This window comes from Micromonospora sp. CA-249363 (genome assembly GCF_050950185.1).
In the GTDB taxonomy this organism is placed as follows: domain Bacteria; phylum Actinomycetota; class Actinomycetes; order Mycobacteriales; family Micromonosporaceae; genus Micromonospora.
In genome coordinates, this window is the sequence record NZ_CP192020.1 from 1,076,033 (window position 1) to 1,098,739 (window position 22,707).

Here is a 22,707-nt window from a genome sequence, read left to right on the forward strand (position 1 = left end):
GCACGATGGCTTTCCGGCCACTCGTCGCCGCCGGGGGCGCGACCCAGACTGGTCGCGTGAGCAAGAATCGTCGCCTGCACCCCGCCTGGCTCGTGGCCGGTGTCGCCTTCGTGGCGCTCGTCGGCGCGGCCGGGTTCCGCGCCACCCCGTCGGTGCTGCTGCACCCGCTGCACGCCGAGTTCGGCTGGCCGCTCGCCACGATCTCGGCGGCCGTCTCGATCAACCTGCTCCTCTACGGGCTGACCGCGCCGTTCGCCGCCGCGCTGATGGACCGGTTCGGCATCCGCCGGGTCGTCTCGGTGGCGCTGCTCCTGGTCGCCGCCGGCAGTGGCCTGACGGTCCTCATGAACGCGAGCTGGCAGTTGCTGCTGTGCTGGGGCGTCCTCGTCGGCCTGGGCACCGGCTCGATGGCGCTCGCCTTCGTGGCGACCGTCACCGGGCGCTGGTTCGTGCACCGACGCGGCCTGGTCACCGGCGTGCTGACCGCGGGCGGGGCCGCCGGGCAACTGATCTTCCTGCCGCTGATCGCCGTCCTGGTACGCGACCACGGCTGGCGCACGGCGGCACTCGTCGTGGCCGGCGCCGCCCTGGCCGTCGTACCCCTGGTGGTGTGGCTGCTGCGCGAGCACCCGGCGGATCTCGGCCTGCCCGCCTACGGCGCGACCGAGGTCGTCGCGGCGCCGCCGCCGACCGGCGGCGCGGCGACGCGGGCGCTGGGCGCGCTGGCCGCCGCGGCCCGGACCCGGCCGTTCTGGTTGCTGGCCGGCGGGTTCGCGATCTGCGGCGCGACCACCAACGGTCTCGTGGGTACGCACTTCGTGCCGGCCGCGCACGACCACGGCATGGCCGAGACCACGGCGGCGGGACTGCTCGCGCTGGTGGGGCTCTTCGACATCGTCGGCACGATCGCCTCCGGCTGGCTCACCGACCGGGTGGACAGCCGGCTGCTGCTCGGCGCCTACTACGCGCTGCGCGGGCTGTCGCTGCTGGTGCTGCCCAGCCTGTTCGCGGGTACCGCCGAGCCGAGCATGCTGGTGTTCATCGTCTTCTACGGCCTGGACTGGGTGGCCACGGTGCCGCCGACCGTGGCGCTGTGCCGGGAGTACTTCGGCGGCGCGGGCGCGGTGGTGTTCGGCTGGGTGTTCGCCGCGCACCAGTTCGGTGCGGCGCTCGCGGCCACCGGCGCGGGGCTGGTCCGCGACCAGCTCGGCGACTACGCGGTGGCCTGGTACGCGGCCGGTGCGCTCTCGATCGGGGCGGCCGGGCTGTCGCTGCTGCTGCGTCGACGGCCGGGTCGACCGGTGCCGGAGGCCGTCCTGATCGCCGCGACGGCACCCCGCGCGTGGAGCTTCCGGGGTTAGCCCACGGTCCACTGCTGGGCGGGCCGGCCGTCGCAGGGCCGCTGCCGGATGCCGTCCCCGGCCTCGGCGCCGTCGTCCTCGGCCTGCGCGCACTTACCGCTGTGCACCGCGACCAGCAGGATGGGACCGGCGCCGGTGGGGGTCAGCCGCCACTGCTGGTTGGCCTGACCGTGGCAGGGGAACTGCATCACCCGCGCGCCGTCGTCGGCGGTGCCGCCCTCGACGTCGAGGCACTGCCCGTGCGCGGCATTGGTCACCGTCACCGCGCCCGTCGCCACCGGGTTGACCACCCACTGCTGCTCCGGGCCGCCGGTGCAGGCGGCCAGCTCGGCCTCGGCCTTCTCGTCGTCACCGTCGAGCCCGAGGCAGAGCCCGGCGGGCGACCGCAGCACGTGCGAGCCGCTGGTGGGAACGGCCGGGGTGGCCGACGGGGTCGGCGACGGCTCGACCGAGGGCGTCGGGCTCGGCTCGGACGCCGGGGTCGGCTCGGCCGCGCCGGAGGGCGTGGCGACGGCCGCCGGCACCGCCGGCTCGTCGTCACCGTCGAGCAGGCCGGTGGCGAAGACCACACCGAGGAGTACGCCCACCAGCCCGACCGCCAACGCCACCCGCAGCAGCGGGTCGGCCAGCAGGCCCGAGCCGGCTCGGCGTCGGCCGCCGTAGACGGTGCCGACGGGATCGGGGCGTTCCTCGGGCGTGGGCATAGCCGCCATCCTCACCCACGACGGCGCGCCGGAGCCAACCGGACGACGGCGACGGCGGCGTTCAGCGTGTCGGCTGCGGATCGGTGACGTCGGCCACAGTGGCGTCGAGGGCGGCGATCGCGGCATCGGCGTCGACCGCGACGGCGAGACCCCGCTCGCCCGCGCCCAGGGTGATCTGCCGGCCCCGCAGCCGCTCGTCGGCGATCACCGGCCAGGCCGTGCTCGCGCCGAACGGGGTGATGGTGCCGCGCTCGTAACCGGTGGCGGCCAGCGCGCCCGCCGCGTCCGGCATGGAGATCCGCTGCACGCCGAGCAGGGCGCGCAGCTTGGGCCAGCTGATGACCCGGTCCCCGGGGGTGAGCACGAACAGGTGGTCGTCCGCGCCACGTCGGACGACGATCGTCTTGACCACGTCCGGTATGGCCACACCACGGGCGGCGGCGGCCTCCGCGAGGCTGCCGACCGCGCCGTGACTGACCAATCGGTACGGCAGTCCGGCGGAGTCCAGGGCGGCGATCGCGGGCGACGGCATGACCGCCACGGTAACCGTCGGACCTGCTGTCGGACGGGAAACAGCAGGCGAGGACATCCCACGATTTCCCGGGTGCAGGCGTAAGGTGATCACATGCGCGCTGAGCGTGTGGATCACCCCATTGACCATGATCAAGCGGTGGACACGCTGCGGCGGTCGTACGCCGCGGTGCCCACGGGCGAGCCTGTCCGGCTGGCCAAACGCACCTCCAACCTCTTCCGCCCCCGATCCGCTCCCCGCACCCCGGGCCTCGACGTGAGTGGCCTGAACGGGGTGCTCTCGGTCGATCCGACCGGGCGTACGGCCGACGTGCAGGGCATGTGCACGTACGAGGACCTGGTCGACGCCACCCTGCCACACGGGCTGATGCCGCTGGTGGTGCCGCAACTGCGCACCATCACCCTGGGCGGCGCGGTGACCGGCCTCGGTATCGAGTCGACGTCCTTCCGCAACGGCCTGCCCCACGAGTCGGTGCGCGAGATGGACATCCTCACCGGCTCCGGCGCGATCGTCACCGCCCGCCCGGACAACGAGCACGCCGACCTGTTCCGCGCGTTCCCCAACTCGCTGGGCAGCCTCGGCTATGCGACGAGGCTGCGCATCGAGGTGCAGCCGATCGGGCGGTACGTGGCGTTGCGCAACATCCGGTTCACCCAGCTGGAGGCGCTGACCGACGCGATCGCCGAGATCAGCGCCACCCGGTCGTGGGCCGGCGAGCCGGTCGACGTGCTGGACGGCGTGATGTTCAGCCCCGGCGAGGCGTACCTGGTGCTGGGGCGCTTCACCGACACGGCCGACCCGCCCAGCGACTACACCGGTCAGGCGATCTACTACCGGTCGCTGCGTCGGCGCACCCGTGACGTGCTGACCGCGTACGACTACCTGTGGCGCTGGGACACCGACTGGTTCTGGTGCTCGGCGGCGTTCGGCGCGCAGCACCCGGTCGTACGCCGGCTCTGGCCGGCGCGCTACCGACGCAGCGACGTCTACCACCGACTGGTCCGCCTCGAACACCGGCACCAGGTGGCGGCCCGGATCGACCGGCTGCGCGGCCAGCCGGCCCGGGAGCGGGTCGTGCAGGACGTGGAGATCCCGCTGGCCCGCATGGCCGACTTCCTGCGTTGGTTCGCGGCCAACGTGGGGATGACCCCGGTGTGGCTCTGTCCGCTGCGTTTGCGCGAGCCGGAGGGTCCGGGTTCCGCGCGGTCGTGGCCGCTGTATCCGCTTCACGCGGGGCAGGACTACGTCAACATCGGGTTCTGGGGGAGCGTGCCGATCGCGTCCGGCGCCGCCGACGGCGACGTCAACCGCACGATCGAACGCAGGGTGTCGGAGCTGGGCGGGCACAAGTCGCTCTACTCCGACGCGTACTACGACCGGGACGCCTTCGATCGCCTCTACGGCGGCGAGACCTGGCGGGCGGTGAAAGACCGCTACGACCCGGACCACCGGCTGACGGGACTGTACGAAAAGGCGGTAGCACGAGCATGAGCCTGACCGACCGAGACCAGGGGGCGGCGAGCGTCCCCGCCACCCCGCCGGCGGGGGGCCGGCGCACCGGTCCGACCGTCGCGGACGTCATCCGCGCGGTAACCGCCGGGCCGTTGCCGATCCGCATCACCGGGTACGACGGCAGCGCCGTCGGCCCCGCCGATGCCGGCATCACCCTGGCGATCCGTACCGAGCGGGGATTGTCCTACCTGCTCACCGCCCCCGGCGACCTGGGCATGGCCCGGGCGTACGTCAGCGGCGACCTGGCGTTGCAGGGGGTGCACCCGGGTGACCCGTACGAAGCGCTGCGGGTGCTCAAGGACGAGTTGCGGCTGCGCCCGCCGTCGGTGGCCGACGGCGTCGCGCTGGTGCGGGGGCTGGGTTGGGAGCGGCTGCTGCCGCCGCCGGCGCCCCCGCAGGAGGCCCAGCCGCGCTGGAAGCGGGTGATGAACGGGCTGCGCCACTCCCGGGTCCGCGACAGCACGGCGATCTCGCACCACTACGACGTCTCGAACGCCTTCTACGAGAAGGTGCTCGGCCCGTCCATGACGTACACCTGCGCGGTCTTCCGTTCCCCGAACGACACCCTGGAGCAGGCCCAGGCCGCGAAGTACGACCTGGTCGCCGGCAAGCTGGCGCTCAAGAAGGGCATGCGGCTTCTCGACGTGGGCTGCGGGTGGGGCGGCATGGTCCGGCACGCCGCGCGCGAGTACGGCGTCAAGGCGCTCGGAGTGACCCTGTCGAAGGCGCAGGCGCAGTGGGCGCAGGCCGCCATCGAGCGGGAGGGGCTGACCGAGCTGGCCGAGGTACGACACCTCGACTACCGGGACGCGCCCGCGGAGCAGTTCGACGCCATCTCCTCGATCGGGCTGACCGAGCACATCGGCGTGCGCAACTATCCGTCGTACTTCGGTGCGCTGCGGTCGCGTCTGCGTACGGGCGGGCGGCTGCTCAACCACACCATCACGCGGGCCGACAACCGGGCGCCGCACCGCTCGGGCGCGTTCATCGACAGGTACGTCTTCCCGGACGGCGAGCTGGCCGGTCCGGGTCGGCTGATCAGCGAGGTGCACGACGCGGGGCTGGAGGTGCACCACGAGGAGAACCTGCGCCAGCACTACGCGCTGACCCTCGCGGCCTGGTGTCGCAACCTGGTGGAGCACTGGGACTTCTGCGTCTCGGAGGTGGGCGCGGGCACCGCCCGGGTGTGGGGCCTCTACATGGCCGGTTCGCGGATGGCCTTCGAGCGCAACGGCATCCAGCTGCACCAGGTGCTGGCCACCCACAACGGCCCGGACGGCGTGAACGGCTACCCGCTGCGACCCGACTGGTTGCCCTGATCATCAGCTGAGCGTCGCCTGAAGCCGCGTCGAGAAAGTCGGCGCGGCTTCTCGCGAAGCGATTGACAAACAAGTTTTGTACGTACAAACTGATTTTGCCATGAGAGACGTCCTGTACCTGGAGCAGATCGAGCAGGCCGAGGTCCTGCTCAAGCCGCAGCGCGTGGAGGTGCTGCGGCAACTGGCCGAACCGCGCACCTGCACCGAGGTCGCGGCCCGACTCGACCAGACGCCACAGCGCGTCTACTACCACGTCAAGCAGCTCGTCGCGGCCGGCCTGGTCGAGCTGGTCAACGAGCGCAAGGTCCGCGGCATCACCGAGGGCATCTACCAGGCCGCCGCGCGGTCCTACTGGCTCTCGCCCCGGCTGGTCGGCCGCATCGGGCTGCGCCGCGCCCGCGACGAGCTGAGCCTGGGCTACCTGCTCGACCTGATGGAGGAGGTCCAGGCCGACATCGCCGCCCTGGACCGGGCGGCGCCCGAGCTGCCCTCGATCGGGGTCTCCGGCGAGATCCGGGTGCCCGCCGAGCAGCGCCAGGAGTTCCTGCACGACCTGCAAACCGCACTTCAGGACCTGTTCACCCGCTACGGCGGCAGCGAGGGAGATGCCTTCAAGCTGGCCGTCGCCTGCTATCCGAAAGGGAACGACAATGAGTGAACCGTTGAAGGTGCAGGCCCGCCTCGCCGCGCCCGTGGCGCGCGTCCGCCAGGCCCTCACCGACCCGGCCGAGCTGCGCGTCTGGCTGGCCGAGCACGCCGAGGTCGAGCTGCCCCAGCGGTACGAGTTCTGGGGCCGCTACACGCCCGAGGGTGATGCCCCGCACCAGCGGCTCCTGCACGCCGACGACGACTCGCTGCGCTTCGCGTGGCTGCTCGACGGAGTCGAGACCACCACCGAGTTCCAGCTCGCCGCCGACGGCCCGGACGCCACGGTGCTCACGCTGACGCAGACCCACTTCGACTTCGCCGAGGCGATGAGCGGCGCCAGCATCCGGGGCGTGCTCCAGACCTACTGGGCGCTGTCCATCGCCAACCTGGCCTCCCACCTGGAGGGCAAGCCGCTGCTGCCGCGCACCGACTTCACCTCCGCAGACCTGCGCGGCGAGTTGGTCATCGCCGCCCCCGCCGACAAGGTGTGGGAGTCCCTGACCGACTCCGAGCAGGCCAGCGCCTGGTTCGGCTACCCCATCGGGATCGAGCCGTGGGTCGGCGGCCGGTACGCCATGGGCGGCTTCGAGCAGGGGTACGCCGCCAAGATCGTTGACCTGGAGCCGGGTCGGCGGATGTCCGTCGACTGGGGACCGACCGGCGTCACCAGCTGGGAGCTGGCCGAATCCGGTGGGCGCACCACGCTGACCTTCGTGCAGAGCGGCTTCGACGAGACCAACCCGCCGTACGGCGCCTGGAGCGGGACGGTGGCCGGGCTGTTCGAGCTGCGCCGCTTCCACGAGATGACGGCCTGGCAGCCGATCTGGCTCGCCGAGGAGGTCCCCGGCCTGGATCCCCAGCCCACCCTCTGACCGTTCCCCCGTGATCGTGCTCGATCCGGGATGTGGTGGCCTCGTGTGCGCCGGAAGCCACTGCATCCTGGGTCGAGCACGATCTTGTGTGTCGGGAGTAGGGCTGCCGGCAGGGTGGCTCACGCGATGGCGGCGATGTCACCGTCGTCGAAGTAGATGGCCTGGTGGAGTCGACCGCCGAGGGCGACGGCGTACCGGGCCACCACCTCCTGGCCGGAGATCCGGCCCTGCTCGATCTGGGAGACCCGCCCCTTGGTCACCCCCATCCGCTCGGCCACCTGCTGCTGAGTGAGGCCGCGTGCCCGTCGTACCTCGGCAAGGCGGTGCCCCACGACCTGCGCGAGCAGTTCCTGCTTTCCCGCTTCGACGGCCTCCTCGCCGCCGGCTCGCTGTACGTACTCGGACCGAATGTCCGACCACCGCACATGTCCACTCATCGCCGGCCCCCCTCCTGCTGCGCGCGTTCCTTCAAGTAGATCTCGTAGCGTTGTTCGGCGAGCGGAATGGCCTGCTGATACCAGCTCTGCCACTGGCCCGCCTTGTCGCCCGCGACCAGCAGAATGCTGGCGCGCCACGGGTCGAAGACGAAGAGGATACGGACGGTGCCGGGTCGCAGCTCCTTGAGGTTCGCCAGCGTCGACCCGCTGATCGTGTCGACCAGAGGGCGGCCCAGGCCGGGGCCCGCGTCGGCGAGCGCGTCGATCGCCTGGACGACCCGGAGGAACGTCGCCTCGTCCAGGCTGTCGATCCAGGCGCGGACCTCGTCGACGACGAAGACCTCCCACTCATCCTGCTGCACGTGGAAAGTATACCAATCGCTATACCGCGCTGCTGCGGCTGTCGTACCGATCAGTGGGGCGGGTTCGGTGACTTTTCGGGGTGGAGTGGGTACTGCCGGGCGATGTTCTTCATCTTTGGTCTACGTACCAAGGTCGACAGGTCCGGTGTCGTGCAGGAGGTCTGCCGCCACTGCGGTAACCACGCCGCGCAGGTGATCACCCGCCGGTCGACGAAATTCACCCTCTTCTTCATTCCACTCATCCCGATCCGCACCCGGTACGCGCAGCAGTGCACGTTCTGCGGCGCGGAGTACGAGATCTCCCGGTCCGACGCCGAGCGTCTCCCGGTCGGCTGATGGCCCGCTTCCTGTGCTGGCTCATCGGCCGCCCGTCGTCGGTCGGACCCGTCGTGCACACCGCCGCACGCCCCCCGTGCACGCCCGGCCGGCGTCGGCGTCGACCCGTGCGCCGCCCGCTGGCCGGCACCGCACTGCCCCGCTCACCCTGGAACCGCTCCGCCGGCCGTTGACCTGATCCGTCGGGCGGCGCGGGACACGGGCCGTCATGACAGCCCGGGCAGAGGCATCGACCTGGATGTTCGGCCCTGGCGGCGTTTCCGGGCGCTGGCTAGGCTTTCGGGGTTTGCCGTGGACCGGTCCGCCGATTGTGTACACACGACCAGGAGCCGGAGCGACCGTGTCGCGACAGGACGTGAAGCAGGCCGCGGGGCAGCTCAGGCCCATCGGTCCGATCGTCGCGAGTGCGGTTCTGGTCGTGGAGGCCGGCTGGTTGGCCGCCGCGCTGCCCGGCGCCGCGCTGGTCAGCGACGTGGGCGCGTTGCTGGTTGCCGCCTGGGCGACGGTGGCCTGTGCGAAAGTGGCCCGGCGACATCCGTCCCCGCTGCGCAGGTTCTGGATGCTGCTCGCCGTCACCATGGCGCTCGCCGCGCTGGGTCGGGGAATCTGGACGGCGCAGCGGCTCGTCGGGGACGACCTGCCGCACAACGCGCTGATCGGGGTGGTCTTCAGCGCCGGCATCCTCACCGGCACCGCCGCGCTGCTCAGCTCCCCGTCCGGGCCGCGGACGGCGGTCGGACGGGCCCGGACGCTGCTGGACGGCGTGATCGTCGCGCTGGCGCTGGTGCCGGTCGCGTGGGTGCTGGTGTTCCGCGGGGTCGCCTCCGCCGAGCTGGCCGATCCGGCGCGCACGTTGGGCCTGCTCTTTCCGATGTTCGACCTGATGCAGCTCACCATCCTGGTGGCGGTGGCCGGTCCGGCGCGGCCCCTGTGGCGGCCGATGCGCCTGCTCGCGGCGAGCCTGACCATCCGGGTGGTGGCCGACGTGGTCTACGTCTCGCTGGTCGCCCGGGGCGAGTACGCCGCCGGTCACCCCATCGACCTGTGCTGGCCGCTGAGCTACCTGCTGATCGGCCTGGCCACCGGTAGCCGTCCGCCGCCGGACTGCGACGGCACCGACGAGGGCGCCGAGTCTCCGTTACCGCCGTGGTGGCGGGTGGCGCTGCCGTACCTGCCGGTCGGCGGGGCGATCATCGCGGTGCTGCTGGCCCGCCGGCCCACCGGGCAGACCCCGTCACTGATCTTCGTGGCCATGATGGCGCTGCTCGCCGCCCTCGCCGTACGCCAGGGGCTGGCCGCCAACGAGAACCTGCGCCTGGTGGCGCGACTGCGCCGGCTCGCGTACGGCGACCAGCTCACCGGGCTGCCGAACCGGCTGCTGTTCAACCGGCTGCTGCGGGTGGCCCTGCGGGACGGTCGACCGGTGGCCGTCCTGCTGCTCGACCTCGACGGGTTCAAGCAGGTCAACGACCGGTTCGGGCACGCCACGGGCGACGCCCTGCTGACCGGGTTGGCGGCCCGGATGCGGGCCGCCGTGGAAGGCGACGGCACGATAGCCCGCCTCGGTGGCGACGAGTTCGCGGTGCTGGTCGAGGGGGACCGGCCGGTGTCACCGGAGCACCTGGCCGAACGGCTGCTGGACGCCCTGCGCCCGTCCGAGGGGGAGGAGGACGTGGGTGTGCACCCGTCGGCGAGCATCGGCATCGCCGAGTACGGGCCGCAGCACGCCTCCCACACCGACCTGCTGCGCGACGCCGACATCGCCATGTACGCGGCGAAGGCGTCCGGCAAGTCCGCGTACCGGACGTGCACCCCGGCGCTGCGCGAGTCGGCCGTGTCCCGGGCGGAGCTGATCGCCGACCTTCGCCGAGCCGTCGACGAGGAGCAGCTGCACCTGGAGTTCCAGCCGATCGTCGACCTCGCCACCGGCGCGGTACGAAGCGCCGAGGCGCTCGTGCGCTGGCGGCACCCCCGACTGGGGATGTTGCCTCCGGCGAGGTTCCTGCCACTGGCCGAGGAGACCGGCCTGATCCTCCCGATCGACCGTTGGGTGATCCACGAGGCGTGCCGGGCGGCGGCGACCTGGCGGGCCCGCGCGCCGGAGGCGACGGTCGCGGTGAACATCGCCGCGGCCCACCTGCGCCGGCCCGACCTCATCGCCACGGTCACGGCGGCCACCGCCAGCGCCGGGCTGGCGCCGCGGGCGTTGACGCTGGAGTTGACCGAGTCGGCGTTGATCGAGGGGACCGACGCCGTGCTGGAACGGCTGCACCAGCTCCGCGAACTGGGCATCCAGATCGCCATCGACGACTTCGGCACGGGCTACTCGTCGCTGAGCTACCTGCACCGCATCCCGGCCACCGAATTGAAGATCGACCGCTCGTTCGTGGCCCGCCTCGGTTCGGACGAGCGGGCGTACGCCACGGTGGAGATGGTCACCCGGCTCGCCGGCGCGTACGACCTGGCGGTGATCGCCGAGGGGGTGGAGACCGAGCGTCAGCACGAGGCGGTCACCGCCATCGGCTGCCCACGCGGCCAGGGCTATCTCTACGGGCGCCCGGACAGTCCCGCCACGGTGGGTCAGAATCGGGCTTGACCCTGACGTAGCGGCAGGTAGGAGCCTGGTTTCCGGAAGGGAGGGGAACCATGGCGTACACGGTGGGTCAGGTGGCGAAGATCGCCGGCGTGACGGTACGGACGCTGCACCACTACGACGAGATCGGCCTGCTCTCGCCGAGCGGCCGGACGTCGACCGGTTACCGCCGCTACGACGACACGGACCTGCAACGGTTGCAACTCGTCCTGTACTACCGCGAGCTGGGTTTCCCGCTTGAGGAGATCACCGCGATCATCGACGACCCGGCGGCCGATCCGGCCGCCCACCTGCGCCGCCAGCATGAACTGCTGACGGTACGGATCAAGCGGTTGCAGGAGATGGTCACGGCGATCGAGTTCGCGATGGAGGCGAGCAAGTTGAACATCCAGTTGACACCCGAGGAGCGGTTCGAGGTCTTCGGCGACTTCACGCCGGAGGAGTACGAGGCCGAGGCGGAGCAGCGTTGGGGCGACACCGACGCGTACCGGGAGTCGAACCGACGGGTCGCGCGGTACACGAAGGAGGACTGGCTCCGGAACAAGGCGGAGAACGAGGACTGGGGTCGGCGCATCGTCGCCCTGCTCACCTCGGGCGTACCGGCGGACAGCCCGGAGGCGATGGACCTGGCCGAGGAGCACCGACAGCTCATCAGCCGCTGGTTCTACGAGTGCTCGTACGAGATCCACACCGGGCTGGCCGACATGTACCTGGCCGACGAGCGGTTCACCGCGTACTTCGAGAACATCGCTCCCGGCCTGGCCGCCTACGTGAGCGAGGCGATCCACGCCAACGCGGTCAGCCGGGCCTGACCACCGCTCACTCCTCGACCGCTCCGTCGGATGGGGTGACCAGGAAGTCGTAGACGGTCCTGGCCATCCGGCGGACGGTCTCGTCCCCGGTCGCCATCGGCCCGGCGGTGAGGAACGCGACGGCGGTCTCCGTGCCGGGGATCAGGTAGTAGCCGACGTCGTGGGAGGCGTCCGGCAGGTCACCGGTCTTGTGGGCCACCGGGACGCCGGGTGGCAGCGCCGCCGGGATCTTGGTGTTGAGGGTCTGCTCGCGCATGAAGCCGATCATCAGGTCCCGGGAGGCCGGGGTGAGGATCTCGCCGTCCCAGACCGCGCCGAGCAGCGACACCACGTCGTCCGGGCTGGTGTAGTTCTCCTCGCCGCGCTGGGCCGCCGCGCTGTCGAGCATCCGCCGGGCCAGGATGGTGGAGCGCTGGTTCATCGAGTCGATCAGCGCGTTGACCGGGGCGAAGCCACCCAGGTACGTGATCAGCACGTTGGCCGCGACGTTGTCGCTGTACTTGATCAGGTACCGGGCGAGCCGGTACAGCGTGACCACCTGCGGAAACGTCTCGAACTGGAGCTGGCCGGTGCCGCCCACCACGTCGGCCGGGGTGACCAGCACGCCGTCGTCGAGAGAGACCTGTCCACAGTCGACGCGCCGGAGGAGTTCGACCAGGATCCACAGCTTGATGACGCTCGCGGCCTTGGGGCGCAGCGACCCGTTGACCGAGATCTGCTGGTCGCCGTACCGGCCGGAGAGGTCACGGACGGTGGCCCCGGCCGGGTTGAGGCTGGCGTCGGCGACCACCCGGGCGAGCTGCCCGCTGAGCGGGAACAGCCGGGCGCCCGCGACCGGGTCGGTGGGCGGCTGCGGGCTGGTGACCACGACGCCGGGCAGCCGCACCGGCTGGGCCTGCGGCCCGGACACCACGAGGGTGCCCGTGCTGCGCCCGACCAGCGGAACCCGGTAGTTGAAGCTCCTGCCGTCGACGGTGACCTCGCCGCTGGCCACGCCGACGGCGACCCGCATGTCCGGGTCGGCGACCCGGCCGGTGTCGCCGTCGCAGGCCCGGTACCGCACGGTGTGCCCGAGCGAGTCCACCGCGAACGCCCCGCCGGGGAACGACAGCCAGGACACCTCGCTGGTCGGTGCCCGCTCCGGGGTCGGCTCCACGCCCGGCTCGTCGCTCCGACCGCCCTCGTCGCTCGGCCCGTCCGTGTCGCTCGGTCCGTCGTCGTCGCTCGGCCCGCCCTCGTCGCTCGGTCCGTCGTCGGCGGCGAGCCCGTCTGACGCGTACCCCTGGATTGTCTGGTGGTCCGGGCCGGGACCGTCGGCGGTGGCCGGGCCGGTCGTCGCCGCGACGACCAGCGCGACCGCCGCCGCGAGCAGGGAAGATGAGCGCTTCTTGTCGCTTTTCCTCACGTTTGTACGATAAGAAGCGTCGGCGGGGGATGGGGCTGCCGGGGCTTGAGTCACCCGTCCGGGAGGCTGCGCCCGTCGCGGCGTGATGCCTCAGCGGCATCAAGATGACGGACAGGCATCACGCCCAACGCCGAACGGCCACCCCGCGCCGAGCCGGCCGACGACCGAGCCGGCCGACAACCGAGCCGGCCGACTACGTCATCGGTCCCGGGGTCGGTGGCTCGGCGGGCAGGCTGGGCGCCAGGCGGCGCATCGACGTGAAGGTCGGCACCAGCGCCTCGTACAGTTCGGCGAAGAGCGGCAGCAGCGCCGCGTAGGTGGCGGCGGCGGCCGGGTCGGGACGGATGGTCTCCTCCATCTGGACCAGGTCGGCGGCGAGGTCGATGCTGGGGATCAGGCCCAGCGCCTGCATGCCGAGCAGCGCCGCGCCGAAGCTCGACCCCTCGCGGCCGGCGGGGAAGCTCACCGGCATGCCGAGCACGTCGGCGAGCATCTGCCGCCACAGGCCACTGCGGGCGAAGCCGCCACCGGCCCGGATCTCCAACACCTCGTTGCCGGCGGCGCGTACCGAGCTGAGCACGAGTGCGAGCTGTTGGCAGACCCCCTCCATGGCGGCCCGGACGAGGTGTTCACGGCGGTGCCCGTGGGTCAGCCCGACGTACGCGCCGCGCGGCAGGGCGCTCCAGTGTGGAGCGCGCTCGCTGTGCAGGTACGGCAGCATGATGAGCCCGCCCGAGCCGGCGGGCGCCCGGGCGGCCAGGGCGACCAGTTCCTCCTCGGGGTGCTCGCCCAACTCCGGCGCGAGCGCCGCGGCCGCCCAGTGCAGGACGATGCCGCCGTTGTTGATCGCGCCGCCGACCGCCCAACGATTCTCCGTCAGCGCGTAGCAGAACACCCCGCCCAGCGGATCGACGCCGGGGCGTTCGACCATGACCCGCATCGCGCCACTGGTCCCGATCGAGCAGGCCACCATGCCGGGATGCACCGCGCCCAGACCCAGGTTGGCCAGCGGCCCGTCGCCCGCCCCGACCACCACGGGCGTGCGCTGCGGCACGCCGACGGTGGCGGCAGCCTGGGCGGTGAGGCCGGGCAGGACGGCGGTGGTGGCGACCAGTCGGGGCAACCGTTCCTCGGTGATGCCGGCGATGGTCAGCGCCTCGGCGTCCCACTCGAGGGTGTGGATGTCCATCAGGCCGGTGGCCGAGGCTATCGAGTGGTCGGTGACCAGCTCCCCGCAGAGTCGCAGCAGCACCCAGTCCTTGATGCCGACCCAGTGCGCGACGCGCTCGAAGAGCTTGGGCTCCTGCTCGGCGAACCAGAGCAGCTTGGGCAGCGGCGACATCGGGTGCATGGGCGTACCGGTGCGCCGGTGCAACGCCAGCCCGGACGGCACCGCCCGCAGCCGCTCGGCCTGCCGGGTGGCCCGGGAGTCGGCCCAGGTCACCGACGGAGTGAGCGGGTTGCCGTCCGCGTCGAGGCCGATGAGGCTGTGCATGGCGGAGCAGAACGCGAGGCCGGAGATCGGCGCGGCCACCTCCGCCACGACGGTCCGGAGTGACTCGACGACGGCGGCGAGGATCACCTCCGGGTTCTGCTCGGCGTACCCGGGGTGCGGGCCGTCGAGGGGATAGCCGGCGGCGTGGCTGGCGAGGAGCCGCCCGTCGGTGTCGTACGCCGTGGTCTTGGTGCTCGTGGTGCCGATGTCGATCCCGATCACCACACCGGGCGGGGTGTCTGGCGGCATGAACGTCAGTATCGCCCTATCGTCCGGGTTGATCCGCCGTTCGGGTAGTTCGCCCGTCCTGGCGTGTCCCGGTCGCCCGTCACAACTGTTAATCCGAGTGCACCCCAGATTGGTGGCCTACGCGGCGAAGGAGTCGGCGTGGCAAAGACTGATTCGACGGGTTCCACATGGCGGTACCGCTGGGCGCAGCGGCAGAACGTGCGGCGCATCAGCACGTACCGCGGCGCGGAGACGGCCTGGCGGCGGCGCGACGACGAGTTACGGCGGCTGCGCGCCCTGGCCGCCGACTTCCACGGTTCCGCCGCGGCCGGCGTGGGCCTTCCACTCGAACTCCTCGACGACGAGGTGGTGCTGTGGGCGCTGCCCGCCGCGCAGCTGGTCGAGGTGCGACACACGGCCGTGCTGCCCGCGCCGGACCTGACCGTCGCCGTGCCGGCCGCGCCGCTGCGTCCGCGCCGACCCGACGGCGTACGCGTCACCGACGCCGGCATGGCCGTCATCACCAGTCGCCGGCTGGTGCTGCTGGGCGGGCGCGGCCGGCGCGACTGGGCGTACGGCCGGATGACCGGGCTGGCCCACGACCCGGCGGCCCCGGTGACCCTGATCCAGGTGCTGGACCGGCGGCGTACCTCCGGACTGCTGCTGCCCACCGACGCGGCGGCGGACTTCCGGTTCAAGCTGACGCTTGCCTTCGCCGACTCGATCGAGCAGCGGGCCGCGGTGCTCGACCAGCTCGACGAGTTGATCGCCGAGCACGACCAGCTCAAGCCGTTCCGACCGGCGGTGGCCACGCCGGCGCAGGCCCGACTCTCGTCGCTCGTGCCCGGTGGTCGACGGTCGATCGCGGTGGCAGCGGCCGTCGCGCTGCTCGTGCCGGCGGCGCTCTTCGACTCGAACCCGTCCCACCCGACGGGTCGCGCGGAGGTCGCCGTGGCGGCCACGCCGGCCCCGACCAGCAGCGCGTTCCCCGCGCTGCTGCGGCCGGCGATCCCGCCGCCCACGCCGAGCGCCAAGCCCACGCGGAAGCCGTCGCCCCGCCCGTCGTCCAGCGCGACGTCCGGGCCGCGCTGCGGGGCGCCGGAAAATCCCCTGGGGTACGACTTCTGCGGCGGGACGAGGATCCGCCGGCCCGCCGCCGAGGTGTGCGACTGGTTCGACTGCGTGCCCCAGTTCTGGGCGGGCCGGGGCTACCTCGTGCAGTGCCGGGACGGTTCGGTCAGCCTTGCCGGTGGCCGGGCGGGCGCGTGCGCCGAGCATCGGGGCGTCCGGCGGACCATCACGAAGTAGCGCGTTTCCACCATAACGCTCGTTCAGGTCGGCGAGAATGATTGAGTGGAGATCCGATCCGACGACGGTGCCCGGGTGCGGATCCGCCCGGTCGGCTACCAGCCCGGCATCGACCCGCCCGACGACCCCGACCTGGCCGCGCCGGGTTGGCAGGACTGGCTGCTCATCGAGGTGGACGCCCGCACCGCCGACGGTCAGCTCTGGTCGCACCACTACCCGAGTCTCCTCGTCGAGGAGGCCCGCGCGCTGGGCAGTTGGCTGCACGGCCAGGCGGCGGCGGCCGGTGGACCGAACCCGCCACCGGCGACGGTCCGCTTCACCGAACCGAACCTGGCCCTGCGCACCCGGGCGATCCGCCGGCGTCGGCTCGAACTGATCGTCGAGTTCTCCGCCGAGTCGCTGCCTCCGTGGATGCGCCGACCGCCCACCGCCGTCTACCCGCTGGTCCTCACCGTCTCCGCCGACGCCCTCGCCGTCGCCGCCGACCAGTGGGCCGGGCACTGCGAGGCGTACCCGCCGCGTTCGCGATCCCGCTTCCCGGCCGATCATCCGCTGCTCGGGCCCTCGGCGCGCCGGCGACGCGTGGGTTGACCGCTATTTACATCAAATCAGTTTGATGTAATCTGCGGGTGTGACGTCATCCGGCGCCAGCGCGCCACCGGGGTTCGTGACCGCCGTCGGGCATCCTGTGCGGTGGGGGCTCGTCAGCGAACTGGCCCGTGGCGACCTCGCCGTGCGAGAGCTGACCGCGCGTCTCGGCCAGCCGCAGAACCTCGTCTCGTACCACCTCGGGAAACTCCGTAAGGCGGCCCTCGTGACTGCCCGGCGCAGCAGCGCCGACGGCCGCGACACCTACTACTCGCTCGACCTGACCATGTGCGCGGGCCTGCTCGCGGGCGCTGGCGCGGCCCTGCATCCCGGACTGCGGCTCGCTGCACCGCCGCCGGCCACCCCGGTGACCGGGCGGGTGTTGTTCCTCTGTACCGGCAACAGCTCCCGCTCCCAGATAGCCGAGGCGTTGCTGCGACACCGCAGCAACGGCGCCGTGCAGGCCTACAGCGCCGGGAGCCGACCGAAGCCGCTTCACCCGCACGCGACGGCCGTCATGTCGGCGCGCGGCGTCGACCTGGGCGCGGCCCGGCCCAAGCACCTCGACGAGTTCACCGGTCAGCCGTTCGACGCCGTGATCACCCTGTGCGACCGGGTCAAGGAGGTCTGCCCCGACTTCCCCGGGAGCCAGCGCAGTGCGCACTGGAGCATCCTGGACCCCGCCGCGGACCCCGCCGGGCTACCCGCGTTCGAACGGGTCGCCGACGACCTCGCCGAGCGGATCGACTTCCTGCTGCACACGCTCGTCACCCCGGAGGAGAGGGCATCATGACCAGCCCCATCGATGACAGCACGGTCAGCGTTCGGTACCTCGTCGACGACGTGGCCGCCGCGGTCGACTTCTACACCGTCCACCTCGGCTTCACCTCGGCCAGCGCCTTCCTGCCCGCCATTGCCGACGTGCGGCGCGGAAACCTGAGGCTGCTGCTCTCCGGTCCGGCCAGCTCGGCGGGCCGGGCCCTGCCCGACGGCCGCCGTCCGCAGCCGGGCGGCTGGAACCGCATCCACCTGATCGTCGCCGACCTCGACGCGGAGGTTGCCCGGCTGCGGGCGGCCGGCGTCGCCTTGCGCAGCGACGTGGTCAGCGGACCGGGCGGTCGGCAGATCCTCCTGGACGACCCTTCCGGCAACCCGGTCGAGCTGTTCGAGCCCGCCCCGGCCTGACCAGCGCGTAAATTCTCTCCTTTCGGGCGCAACGGGATGCATCGATCCTGGTCGCGTTGCCTGTCACGTACGTGAGCGGTTGTACCGCGTGTGACCGTGACCGCACTGGCACCTCCCTCCTGGCGGCTCGCCTGGGCCGAGCGCGAGAACGAGCGCCGGCAGCTCGCGTACCGCGACGCCACCGCCGCCTGGCGTCGACGTCAGGACCACCTGGTCCGGCTGCGAATCGAAGCCGCCAGCTTCCTCGGGTGTACGCAGCCCCGCGCCGGCCTCCCCGTCGACCTCGACGCCGACGAACTCGTCTTCCGGGTCGTACCCGTCGCCACGCTTGTCGAGGCCGAGGCGCGACACGTCCCCGGGCTGCCCACGCCGGGCCGGTGTTCCTTCGCTGAGCCGTCTTCCGAGGCGCTGCCGCCGGGCCTGCGGGCCGTTGACACCGGCATGGCACTGGTGACCAGCCACCGGGTGGCCTTCGCCGGCGTCGAGCACCGGCGCGAATGGCGGTACGCGGACCTGCACGGAATCGCCCACCACCCGGACGTGCCCATCACCCTGCTGCACGACGACGGCCGGCTGTCCGGGCTGCGGGTCCCGGCGAACGCCGCCGTCAACGTCAGCTTCTACCTCACCCTCGCGGCCGCTTCGGCTGCCGGGGATCGTGGCGGTTTCCTCGGACAGCTCGATGCCCTGCTGGCCACGCACCAGGCATCCCCGCCCGTGCCGCTGCCGGCGGTCGGGCCGTCCGACGCGCCACTGACGGCGGTACGCCCCGACCGCCGGGCACTCGCCGTCGCCGCTATCGCGACGGTGGTGTTCGCGACGCTGGGCCCCGGCGCGGTGGGACCGTCGCCGACCGGGCCGATGCGACGGGCCGAGGCGGCGACCATGCGGGATGCCGGATGGAGCGCTCCGCTGCCGACACGTGCCGCCTTGACAGGCCCGTCCGCCTTGGTGGTCGAGTCGGGCTCGGTGGTCGAGTCGGGCCGATTGGGTGGGCCGGCGCTTGTGGTCGAGCCGGGCTCGGTGGCCGGGCCGGCGCTTGTGGTCGAGCCGGGCTCGGTGGCCGGGCCGGCGCTTGTGGTCGAGCCGGTGCGACCTCCCGCGGCCGGTCCACCGCGCCACGCTGCGGCCTCCTCCGTGGTCGCGGTGCCTTCGACGTCGCCGGCCGCCGCTGCCGTCCGCTCGACGCCGCCGACTGCTGTCGCCGTACCGTCGCCGGCCGCCGCTGTCACACCGTCGGCCTCGCCGACTGTCGAGGCGACGCCGGCGCCTTCGGGCGGTCCCACCCCGTCGTCTGAGCCTGTGCCGACGATCCTGCCCACCGTCTCAACGCCTCCGACGCCCACCACGACGTCTGATCCCGCCCTGCTCACGGCGTGTCTGGATCCGCTGTTGCCGCTGGTGGAACGGCTGCTCTGCCCGCCGGCCGGCCCTTGACCTCTCAGTACCCGTTCCCGGGCATGATCGCCGTCCTTCTCGAAACGTGATTGCCGTGCGGCTGCGGTGCGGTTGCGGGGGCGATCGCCGTGCGGTTGCGGGTGTGGCTGCCGTGCGGTTCGGGGGGTGATCGCCGTGCGGTCTGGGGTTGTGGCCGCCGATGGTTCCGGGCTGATCGCCGTGGGGTCCCGCGCGCGTGGCTCGGGCGGCCGTGGTCCGATCAGGTTGCGCCACTCGGTGCGGGATCGCGGCGAGATCTTGGACAGTTTCCGTCAGCTCGGCGGGTTCAACCGGTGGTTGCAACAGCGAGGAGTTGGGTCATCTTTTCGCCGGGGGTGGCCCAGCCCAGGGTCATGCGGGGGCGGTCGTTGAGTTCGTCGGCGACGTGGTCGAGGTCGGCTTGGTCGATGGTGGTGAAGTCGAATTGGCCTTTGGGGAAGTACTGGCGCAGTAGCCCGTTGGTGTTCTCGTTGCTGCCGCGTTGCCAGGGGCTGTGCGGGTCGCAGAAGTAGACCGGGCAGTCGGTGGCGATGGTGAAGTCCCGGTGTCGGGCCATCTCGACGCCCTGGTCCCAGGTCAGTGAGGCCCGTAACCGTTGCGGGAGCCAGGTCATCGCGGCGGCCAGTTGGGACACGACGTGTTCGGACACCTTGCCCTCGGGCAGGGCGACCAGGATGACGAACCGGGTAGCGCGTTCGACCAACGTGGCGATCGCGGAACCGCCGCGTCCACCGCGACGGACCCCTTCGAGGAGGTCACCCTCCCAGTGCCCGGGCACCGCCCGGTCAGCGACCTGCGCTGGCCGGTCCGCGATACGCAGATCAACCCAGGGCCGGGCGGAACGCACCGCCCCGGCTGACGCCGCCCGGGCACGGCGAGCGGCCCGACCCGAGCGCAACGCCACCTGCCGCGTCAACTCCGCGCGCAGATTACCCCGCGCCTGCAGATAGATCGCCTGGTAAATCGTCTCGTGCGACACCCACATCTCCGGCGTGTCCGGGAACTGCACCCGCAGCCGGGCACTGATCTGCTGCGGCGAACGACGTCGCCGCAGCATATCCAGCACCACCTCCCGCAACGGCCCGTCACCGGCCAACCGCGGCACCCGACCAGGGCGGTTATGCCGCAGAAACGACGCCCACTGCGCCATCGACGGCTGATACCGCTGCCCGTAACGCTCGAACCGACCCACCTCCCGCGAAATCGTCGACGCCGCCCGACCCAACCTGCGCGCGATCGACCGCACCGACTCACCCGCCGCCCGACCCAACCCGATCTGCTCCCGCTCCAACGCACTCAACCTCGACGCCATAACCACCCCAACGACCACCACAAACAAGGGGTGTTGCAACCACCGGTTGAGCCCAAGCTCCGGACGGGAACTGTCCAAGATCTCCCGGGAATCAGTTCGCGGCGTCGAAGTCGGGGAGGGTGAGGGTGCCGTCCGCCCCCAACGTGAAGCCGGGATTCCAGGCGATCTCCCAGACATGGCCGTCCGGGTCGCTGAAGTAGCCCGCGTAGCCGCCATAGAACGTCTCCCGCGCCGGCTGGGTCACCTCGGCACCGGCCTCGGCGGCGGTCGCGATCACCTTGTCGACCTCGGCGCGTGAGCGCACGTTCTGGGCCAGGGAGATCCCGCCGAAGCCGCCGGTGTCCGGGTTGGGCACGCCCGCGTCGGAGGCCAGCTTGTCGCGGCTCCACAGGACGAGGGCCAGGCCGCCGGCCTGGAAGAAGACCGTTCCCTCGACCTCCTGGCCGCGCCAGCCCAGGTGCTCGTAGAAGGCCTTGGCGCGCGCCAGGTTGGAGACGCCGAGAGTGATCAGACTGATCCGATGCTCCATCTCCGTAACCTAACGCGCTCGCAGCCGCTAGGCCGCGATCGCGCGGGCCGTGGCGTAGACGTCGGCGGGTAGGGCGTGGTGGAGTCGCCAGAGAATTCGCATGGGTCGGTCGCCGGTGTGCGACTCGTACGTCATCGTGCCCGCGTAGAGGTACGGCGGTGCGCCCAGGTCGCGGTCGGCGACCCGGGTTTCCCGTACGAAGAGGTGCACGGCGGAGGTGCCCGACGTGTAGCGCTGGCCCGTCGCCGACGCCGCCGAGGTGGTGCTCTGCGACTCCCACTGGAACAGCGTGTCGGTGATGGCCCGGTCGGCGTACACGGTGGTGGGGGAGTAGTGGGCCTCGGACTTGACGAGCGTGACGAAGAACAGGTCGGACCGGGCGTCGGGTAGCCACTTCACCCCCTCGCGTAGCGAGCCCGGATTGGGCATTCCGAATGCGGCGCACGCCTCGTTGCGGCTGTACCGGGCGTGCACCCGCAGCGGCAGGGCGCCAGGTGCGGCAGCCGATGTGACGCGGTGGATGCCTCAGCTGCCTTCAGAAATGCCGAGCCGAGCGAACCGCCTCGATGACCGCGTCCCAACGGCTCGGCCCGTACACCGGGTCGAGCGCCCTTCCATCGGCGACGGCAACCCCGGCACCCTGCAGCACCGCCACGTGACTCGCGTACGCCGGATGAGCGGCCAGTTCTGCCTTCACGTGCGGGAAGGCGAGGATCGGCAGGCCCGCGCCCAGTGACTCGTTGAGGACGCCGAGCACCAGCGTGTCGTTGATGCCCAGCGCCCACTTCGTCACCGTGTTGAAGGTGACCGGCGCGGCCACCACCACATCGGCCGGCGGGTGCGGCTCGGGGTCGCCGGGCATGCGCCATTCGACGCGTACGAAATGATCAGTCTTGTCCTGCAACGCCGCTCGGTCGAGCCACGTCGCGGCCGTGGGGCTGACGATCAGGCACACCCGCCATCCGTCCGCGATCAGCAGGTCGACCAGCTCGTCGATGTGCTCCGCGGGGCCGGCGGCGCAGACGACCAGATACAGCACCTGACGTTCCGTCATGCCCGCAGTCTGCCCGAGTCGGACGACCTTCGATCGAGTGGATACGAGCCGGTCCTCGCGGCGTCTCTCAGAATCTGACGCGCACGTCGTCGGTGCTGATGAGCTGCCCGGCTCCGATGAACCGGCGGGCAACCAGCAGGCCCGCCTCGTGTGCGGGTTGTCCGCCGTGGCTGGCGGACGCGTCCGTCACTAACCACGTGTCAGGTCACGTTCGAAGGCATCGACCGCTGACTTCAACACGCAACTCTCCGTCGCTACACCACAGAACAGCAGGTCGGTCCATCCCTCCTGTTTCGTCAGGCCAGCGCCCTCAGCTGAGAAGTACGAGTAGATCCTCTTGTCGATAACGGCTCTGGCACGGCTCGCATGTTCTGCCAGCTCGGGGACGATCTCCGTCTCGGGAGGATGCTGCACCGAGGACCAATGGATCAGTCGTTCGAATGGGCTACCGGGGTAGTTGTGGTAGCGAGTGAACACCACCGGCCGCCCGGTCGCCTCCCAATGCTCGACCAGCTCGACGACCTTCGGAATGGCACCCCGGCTTCGGCCATTGATGAAGCCGTTTTGCATGTCGATGACGATCAGCGCGGCGCATCTCTCACTCATCCGTCGACTCTGCCACTGAACGCCACAGTCTCGCGAAGGGTGGCCTGCGCCTGCATCAGGCGTGCCGGTAGG

At 71.6% G+C, this 22,707-nt stretch carries 23 protein-coding genes and 1 pseudogene; 13 read left to right on the plus strand and 11 right to left on the minus strand.

Annotated features, from left to right (window positions below):
- The first annotated feature begins 5 nt into the window (after window positions 1–5).
- Window positions 6–1,361, plus strand: coding sequence for an MFS transporter (locus tag ACQPZK_RS05120; protein ID WP_433537181.1), 1,356 nt, complete (start codon window positions 6–8; stop codon window positions 1,359–1,361).
- Here the strand turns inward: ACQPZK_RS05120 and ACQPZK_RS05125 are convergent.
- The gene (locus ACQPZK_RS05125) at window positions 1,358–2,065 is read right to left on the minus strand and encodes an RICIN domain-containing protein (RefSeq protein ID WP_433537182.1); all 708 of its coding nucleotides are present in this window, start codon (window positions 2,063–2,065) and stop codon (window positions 1,358–1,360) included. The genes ACQPZK_RS05120 and ACQPZK_RS05125 overlap by 4 nt on opposite strands.
- Window positions 2,066–2,126: 61 nt before the next feature.
- Window positions 2,127–2,597, minus strand: a complete 471-nt coding sequence (locus tag ACQPZK_RS05130; RefSeq protein ID WP_433537183.1) for an aminoacyl-tRNA deacylase — start codon at window positions 2,595–2,597, stop codon at window positions 2,127–2,129.
- Between the two features lie 93 nt (window positions 2,598–2,690).
- Between ACQPZK_RS05130 and ACQPZK_RS05135 the strand changes: the two genes are divergently transcribed.
- The 4 genes from ACQPZK_RS05135 to ACQPZK_RS05150 all read left to right on the plus strand — a co-directional run bounded on the left by ACQPZK_RS05135 (window position 2,691) and on the right by ACQPZK_RS05150 (window position 6,948).
- Complete coding sequence (locus ACQPZK_RS05135; RefSeq protein WP_433537184.1) at window positions 2,691–4,088, plus strand: FAD-binding oxidoreductase; 1,398 nt, start codon at window positions 2,691–2,693, stop codon at window positions 4,086–4,088.
- The gene (locus ACQPZK_RS05140) at window positions 4,085–5,428 is read left to right on the plus strand and encodes a class I SAM-dependent methyltransferase (protein ID WP_433537185.1); all 1,344 of its coding nucleotides are present in this window, start codon (window positions 4,085–4,087) and stop codon (window positions 5,426–5,428) included. Before ACQPZK_RS05135 ends, ACQPZK_RS05140 begins: the two co-directional genes overlap by 4 nt.
- A gap of 100 nt (window positions 5,429–5,528) precedes the next feature.
- On the plus strand, window positions 5,529–6,086 hold the full coding sequence (locus ACQPZK_RS05145; protein ID WP_355051970.1) for a helix-turn-helix domain-containing protein: 558 nt from the start codon (window positions 5,529–5,531) through the stop codon (window positions 6,084–6,086).
- Complete coding sequence (locus tag ACQPZK_RS05150; RefSeq protein WP_433537186.1) at window positions 6,079–6,948, plus strand: SRPBCC family protein; 870 nt, start codon at window positions 6,079–6,081, stop codon at window positions 6,946–6,948. Before ACQPZK_RS05145 ends, ACQPZK_RS05150 begins: the two co-directional genes overlap by 8 nt.
- A gap of 119 nt (window positions 6,949–7,067) precedes the next feature.
- Here the strand turns inward: ACQPZK_RS05150 and ACQPZK_RS05155 are convergent, their stop codons facing one another.
- Both ACQPZK_RS05155 and ACQPZK_RS05160 read right to left on the minus strand, forming a co-directional pair.
- Window positions 7,068–7,385, minus strand: coding sequence for a helix-turn-helix domain-containing protein (locus ACQPZK_RS05155; protein WP_433537187.1), 318 nt, complete (start codon window positions 7,383–7,385; stop codon window positions 7,068–7,070).
- The gene (locus tag ACQPZK_RS05160; protein WP_433537188.1) at window positions 7,382–7,747 is read right to left on the minus strand and encodes a type II toxin-antitoxin system RelE/ParE family toxin; all 366 of its coding nucleotides are present in this window, start codon (window positions 7,745–7,747) and stop codon (window positions 7,382–7,384) included. Before ACQPZK_RS05160 ends, ACQPZK_RS05155 begins: the two co-directional genes overlap by 4 nt.
- 102 nt (window positions 7,748–7,849) lie before the next feature.
- Between ACQPZK_RS05160 and ACQPZK_RS05165 the strand changes: the two genes are divergently transcribed.
- From ACQPZK_RS05165 to ACQPZK_RS05175, 3 genes are all read left to right on the plus strand, one after another.
- A complete protein-coding gene (locus ACQPZK_RS05165; protein WP_433537189.1) occupies window positions 7,850–8,083 on the plus strand; it encodes a zinc-ribbon domain-containing protein in 234 nt (77 codons plus the stop codon).
- Between the two features lie 340 nt (window positions 8,084–8,423).
- Window positions 8,424–10,679 (plus strand): putative bifunctional diguanylate cyclase/phosphodiesterase, encoded by a 2,256-nt coding sequence (locus ACQPZK_RS05170; protein ID WP_433537190.1) that lies wholly within the window; start codon window positions 8,424–8,426, stop codon window positions 10,677–10,679.
- A gap of 50 nt (window positions 10,680–10,729) precedes the next feature.
- On the plus strand, window positions 10,730–11,488 hold the full coding sequence (locus ACQPZK_RS05175; protein WP_433537191.1) for a MerR family transcriptional regulator: 759 nt from the start codon (window positions 10,730–10,732) through the stop codon (window positions 11,486–11,488).
- Window positions 11,489–11,495: 7 nt separating this feature from the next.
- On the opposite strand, the gene ACQPZK_RS05180 is transcribed toward ACQPZK_RS05175, so the two are convergent.
- Together ACQPZK_RS05180 and ACQPZK_RS05185 are read right to left on the minus strand one after the other, a co-directional pair.
- The gene (locus ACQPZK_RS05180; protein ID WP_433537192.1) at window positions 11,496–12,893 is read right to left on the minus strand and encodes a serine hydrolase; all 1,398 of its coding nucleotides are present in this window, start codon (window positions 12,891–12,893) and stop codon (window positions 11,496–11,498) included.
- A 193-nt stretch (window positions 12,894–13,086) separates the two neighbouring features.
- Window positions 13,087–14,637: a gluconokinase gene (locus tag ACQPZK_RS05185; protein ID WP_433537193.1), complete on the minus strand. Its 1,551-nt coding sequence runs from the start codon at window positions 14,635–14,637 to the stop codon at window positions 13,087–13,089.
- Between the two features lie 138 nt (window positions 14,638–14,775).
- Between ACQPZK_RS05185 and ACQPZK_RS05190 the strand changes: the two genes are divergently transcribed.
- From ACQPZK_RS05190 to ACQPZK_RS05210, 5 genes are all read left to right on the plus strand, one after another.
- Window positions 14,776–15,924, plus strand: coding sequence for a hypothetical protein (locus ACQPZK_RS05190; RefSeq protein WP_433537194.1), 1,149 nt, complete (start codon window positions 14,776–14,778; stop codon window positions 15,922–15,924).
- A 45-nt stretch (window positions 15,925–15,969) separates the two neighbouring features.
- Window positions 15,970–16,515, plus strand: a complete 546-nt coding sequence (locus tag ACQPZK_RS05195; RefSeq protein ID WP_433537195.1) for a WapI family immunity protein — start codon at window positions 15,970–15,972, stop codon at window positions 16,513–16,515.
- Between the two features lie 40 nt (window positions 16,516–16,555).
- Entirely contained in the window at window positions 16,556–17,305 is a 750-nt protein-coding gene (locus ACQPZK_RS05200; RefSeq protein ID WP_433537196.1) for an ArsR family transcriptional regulator, read from the plus strand.
- Complete coding sequence (locus ACQPZK_RS05205) at window positions 17,302–17,697, plus strand: VOC family protein (RefSeq protein WP_433537197.1); 396 nt, start codon at window positions 17,302–17,304, stop codon at window positions 17,695–17,697. Before ACQPZK_RS05200 ends, ACQPZK_RS05205 begins: the two co-directional genes overlap by 4 nt.
- A 96-nt stretch (window positions 17,698–17,793) precedes the next feature.
- Window positions 17,794–19,134, plus strand: coding sequence for a hypothetical protein (locus ACQPZK_RS05210; protein WP_433537198.1), 1,341 nt, complete (start codon window positions 17,794–17,796; stop codon window positions 19,132–19,134).
- A gap of 286 nt (window positions 19,135–19,420) precedes the next feature.
- On the opposite strand, the gene ACQPZK_RS05215 is transcribed toward ACQPZK_RS05210, so the two are convergent.
- The 5 genes and pseudogenes from ACQPZK_RS05215 to ACQPZK_RS05235 all read right to left on the minus strand — a co-directional run bounded on the left by ACQPZK_RS05215 (window position 19,421) and on the right by ACQPZK_RS05235 (window position 22,635).
- Window positions 19,421–20,446 carry an IS30 family transposase gene (locus tag ACQPZK_RS05215; RefSeq protein ID WP_433537199.1) on the minus strand — a complete coding sequence of 342 codons (1,026 nt, stop codon included), beginning with the start codon at window positions 20,444–20,446 and terminating at the stop codon, window positions 19,421–19,423.
- 91 nt (window positions 20,447–20,537) lie between these two features.
- Entirely contained in the window at window positions 20,538–20,975 is a 438-nt protein-coding gene (locus ACQPZK_RS05220; RefSeq protein WP_433537200.1) for a VOC family protein, read from the minus strand.
- 27 nt (window positions 20,976–21,002) lie between these two features.
- Window positions 21,003–21,497 (minus strand): annotated as a pseudogene (locus ACQPZK_RS05225) (DUF3427 domain-containing protein); the annotation flags it as partial.
- A 13-nt stretch (window positions 21,498–21,510) separates the two neighbouring features.
- Complete coding sequence (locus tag ACQPZK_RS05230) at window positions 21,511–22,029, minus strand: flavoprotein (RefSeq protein WP_433537201.1); 519 nt, start codon at window positions 22,027–22,029, stop codon at window positions 21,511–21,513.
- Between the two features lie 189 nt (window positions 22,030–22,218).
- Window positions 22,219–22,635 carry a cysteine hydrolase family protein gene (locus tag ACQPZK_RS05235; protein WP_433537202.1) on the minus strand — a complete coding sequence of 139 codons (417 nt, stop codon included), beginning with the start codon at window positions 22,633–22,635 and terminating at the stop codon, window positions 22,219–22,221.
- Window positions 22,636–22,707 lie beyond the last annotated feature (72 nt).

Coding starts and splice junctions, on each gene's coding strand:
- ACQPZK_RS05120 (WP_433537181.1), top strand. CDS start 6: ATGGCTTTCCGGCCACTCGTCGCCGCCGGGGGCGCGACCCAGACTGGT.
- ACQPZK_RS05125 (WP_433537182.1), bottom strand. CDS start 2,065: ATGCCCACGCCCGAGGAACGCCCCGATCCCGTCGGCACCGTCTACGGC.
- ACQPZK_RS05130 (WP_433537183.1), bottom strand. CDS start 2,597: ATGCCGTCGCCCGCGATCGCCGCCCTGGACTCCGCCGGACTGCCGTAC.
- ACQPZK_RS05135 (WP_433537184.1), top strand. CDS start 2,691: ATGCGCGCTGAGCGTGTGGATCACCCCATTGACCATGATCAAGCGGTG.
- ACQPZK_RS05140 (WP_433537185.1), top strand. CDS start 4,085: ATGAGCCTGACCGACCGAGACCAGGGGGCGGCGAGCGTCCCCGCCACC.
- ACQPZK_RS05145 (WP_355051970.1), top strand. CDS start 5,529: ATGAGAGACGTCCTGTACCTGGAGCAGATCGAGCAGGCCGAGGTCCTG.
- ACQPZK_RS05150 (WP_433537186.1), top strand. CDS start 6,079: ATGAGTGAACCGTTGAAGGTGCAGGCCCGCCTCGCCGCGCCCGTGGCG.
- ACQPZK_RS05155 (WP_433537187.1), bottom strand. CDS start 7,385: ATGAGTGGACATGTGCGGTGGTCGGACATTCGGTCCGAGTACGTACAG.
- ACQPZK_RS05165 (WP_433537189.1), top strand. CDS start 7,850: ATGTTCTTCATCTTTGGTCTACGTACCAAGGTCGACAGGTCCGGTGTC.
- ACQPZK_RS05175 (WP_433537191.1), top strand. CDS start 10,730: ATGGCGTACACGGTGGGTCAGGTGGCGAAGATCGCCGGCGTGACGGTA.
- ACQPZK_RS05185 (WP_433537193.1), bottom strand. CDS start 14,637: ATGCCGCCAGACACCCCGCCCGGTGTGGTGATCGGGATCGACATCGGC.
- ACQPZK_RS05205 (WP_433537197.1), top strand. CDS start 17,302: ATGACCAGCCCCATCGATGACAGCACGGTCAGCGTTCGGTACCTCGTC.
- ACQPZK_RS05215 (WP_433537199.1), bottom strand. CDS start 20,446: ATGGCGTCGAGGTTGAGTGCGTTGGAGCGGGAGCAGATCGGGTTGGGT.
- ACQPZK_RS05220 (WP_433537200.1), bottom strand. CDS start 20,975: ATGGAGCATCGGATCAGTCTGATCACTCTCGGCGTCTCCAACCTGGCG.
- ACQPZK_RS05230 (WP_433537201.1), bottom strand. CDS start 22,029: ATGACGGAACGTCAGGTGCTGTATCTGGTCGTCTGCGCCGCCGGCCCC.
- ACQPZK_RS05235 (WP_433537202.1), bottom strand. CDS start 22,635: ATGAGTGAGAGATGCGCCGCGCTGATCGTCATCGACATGCAAAACGGC.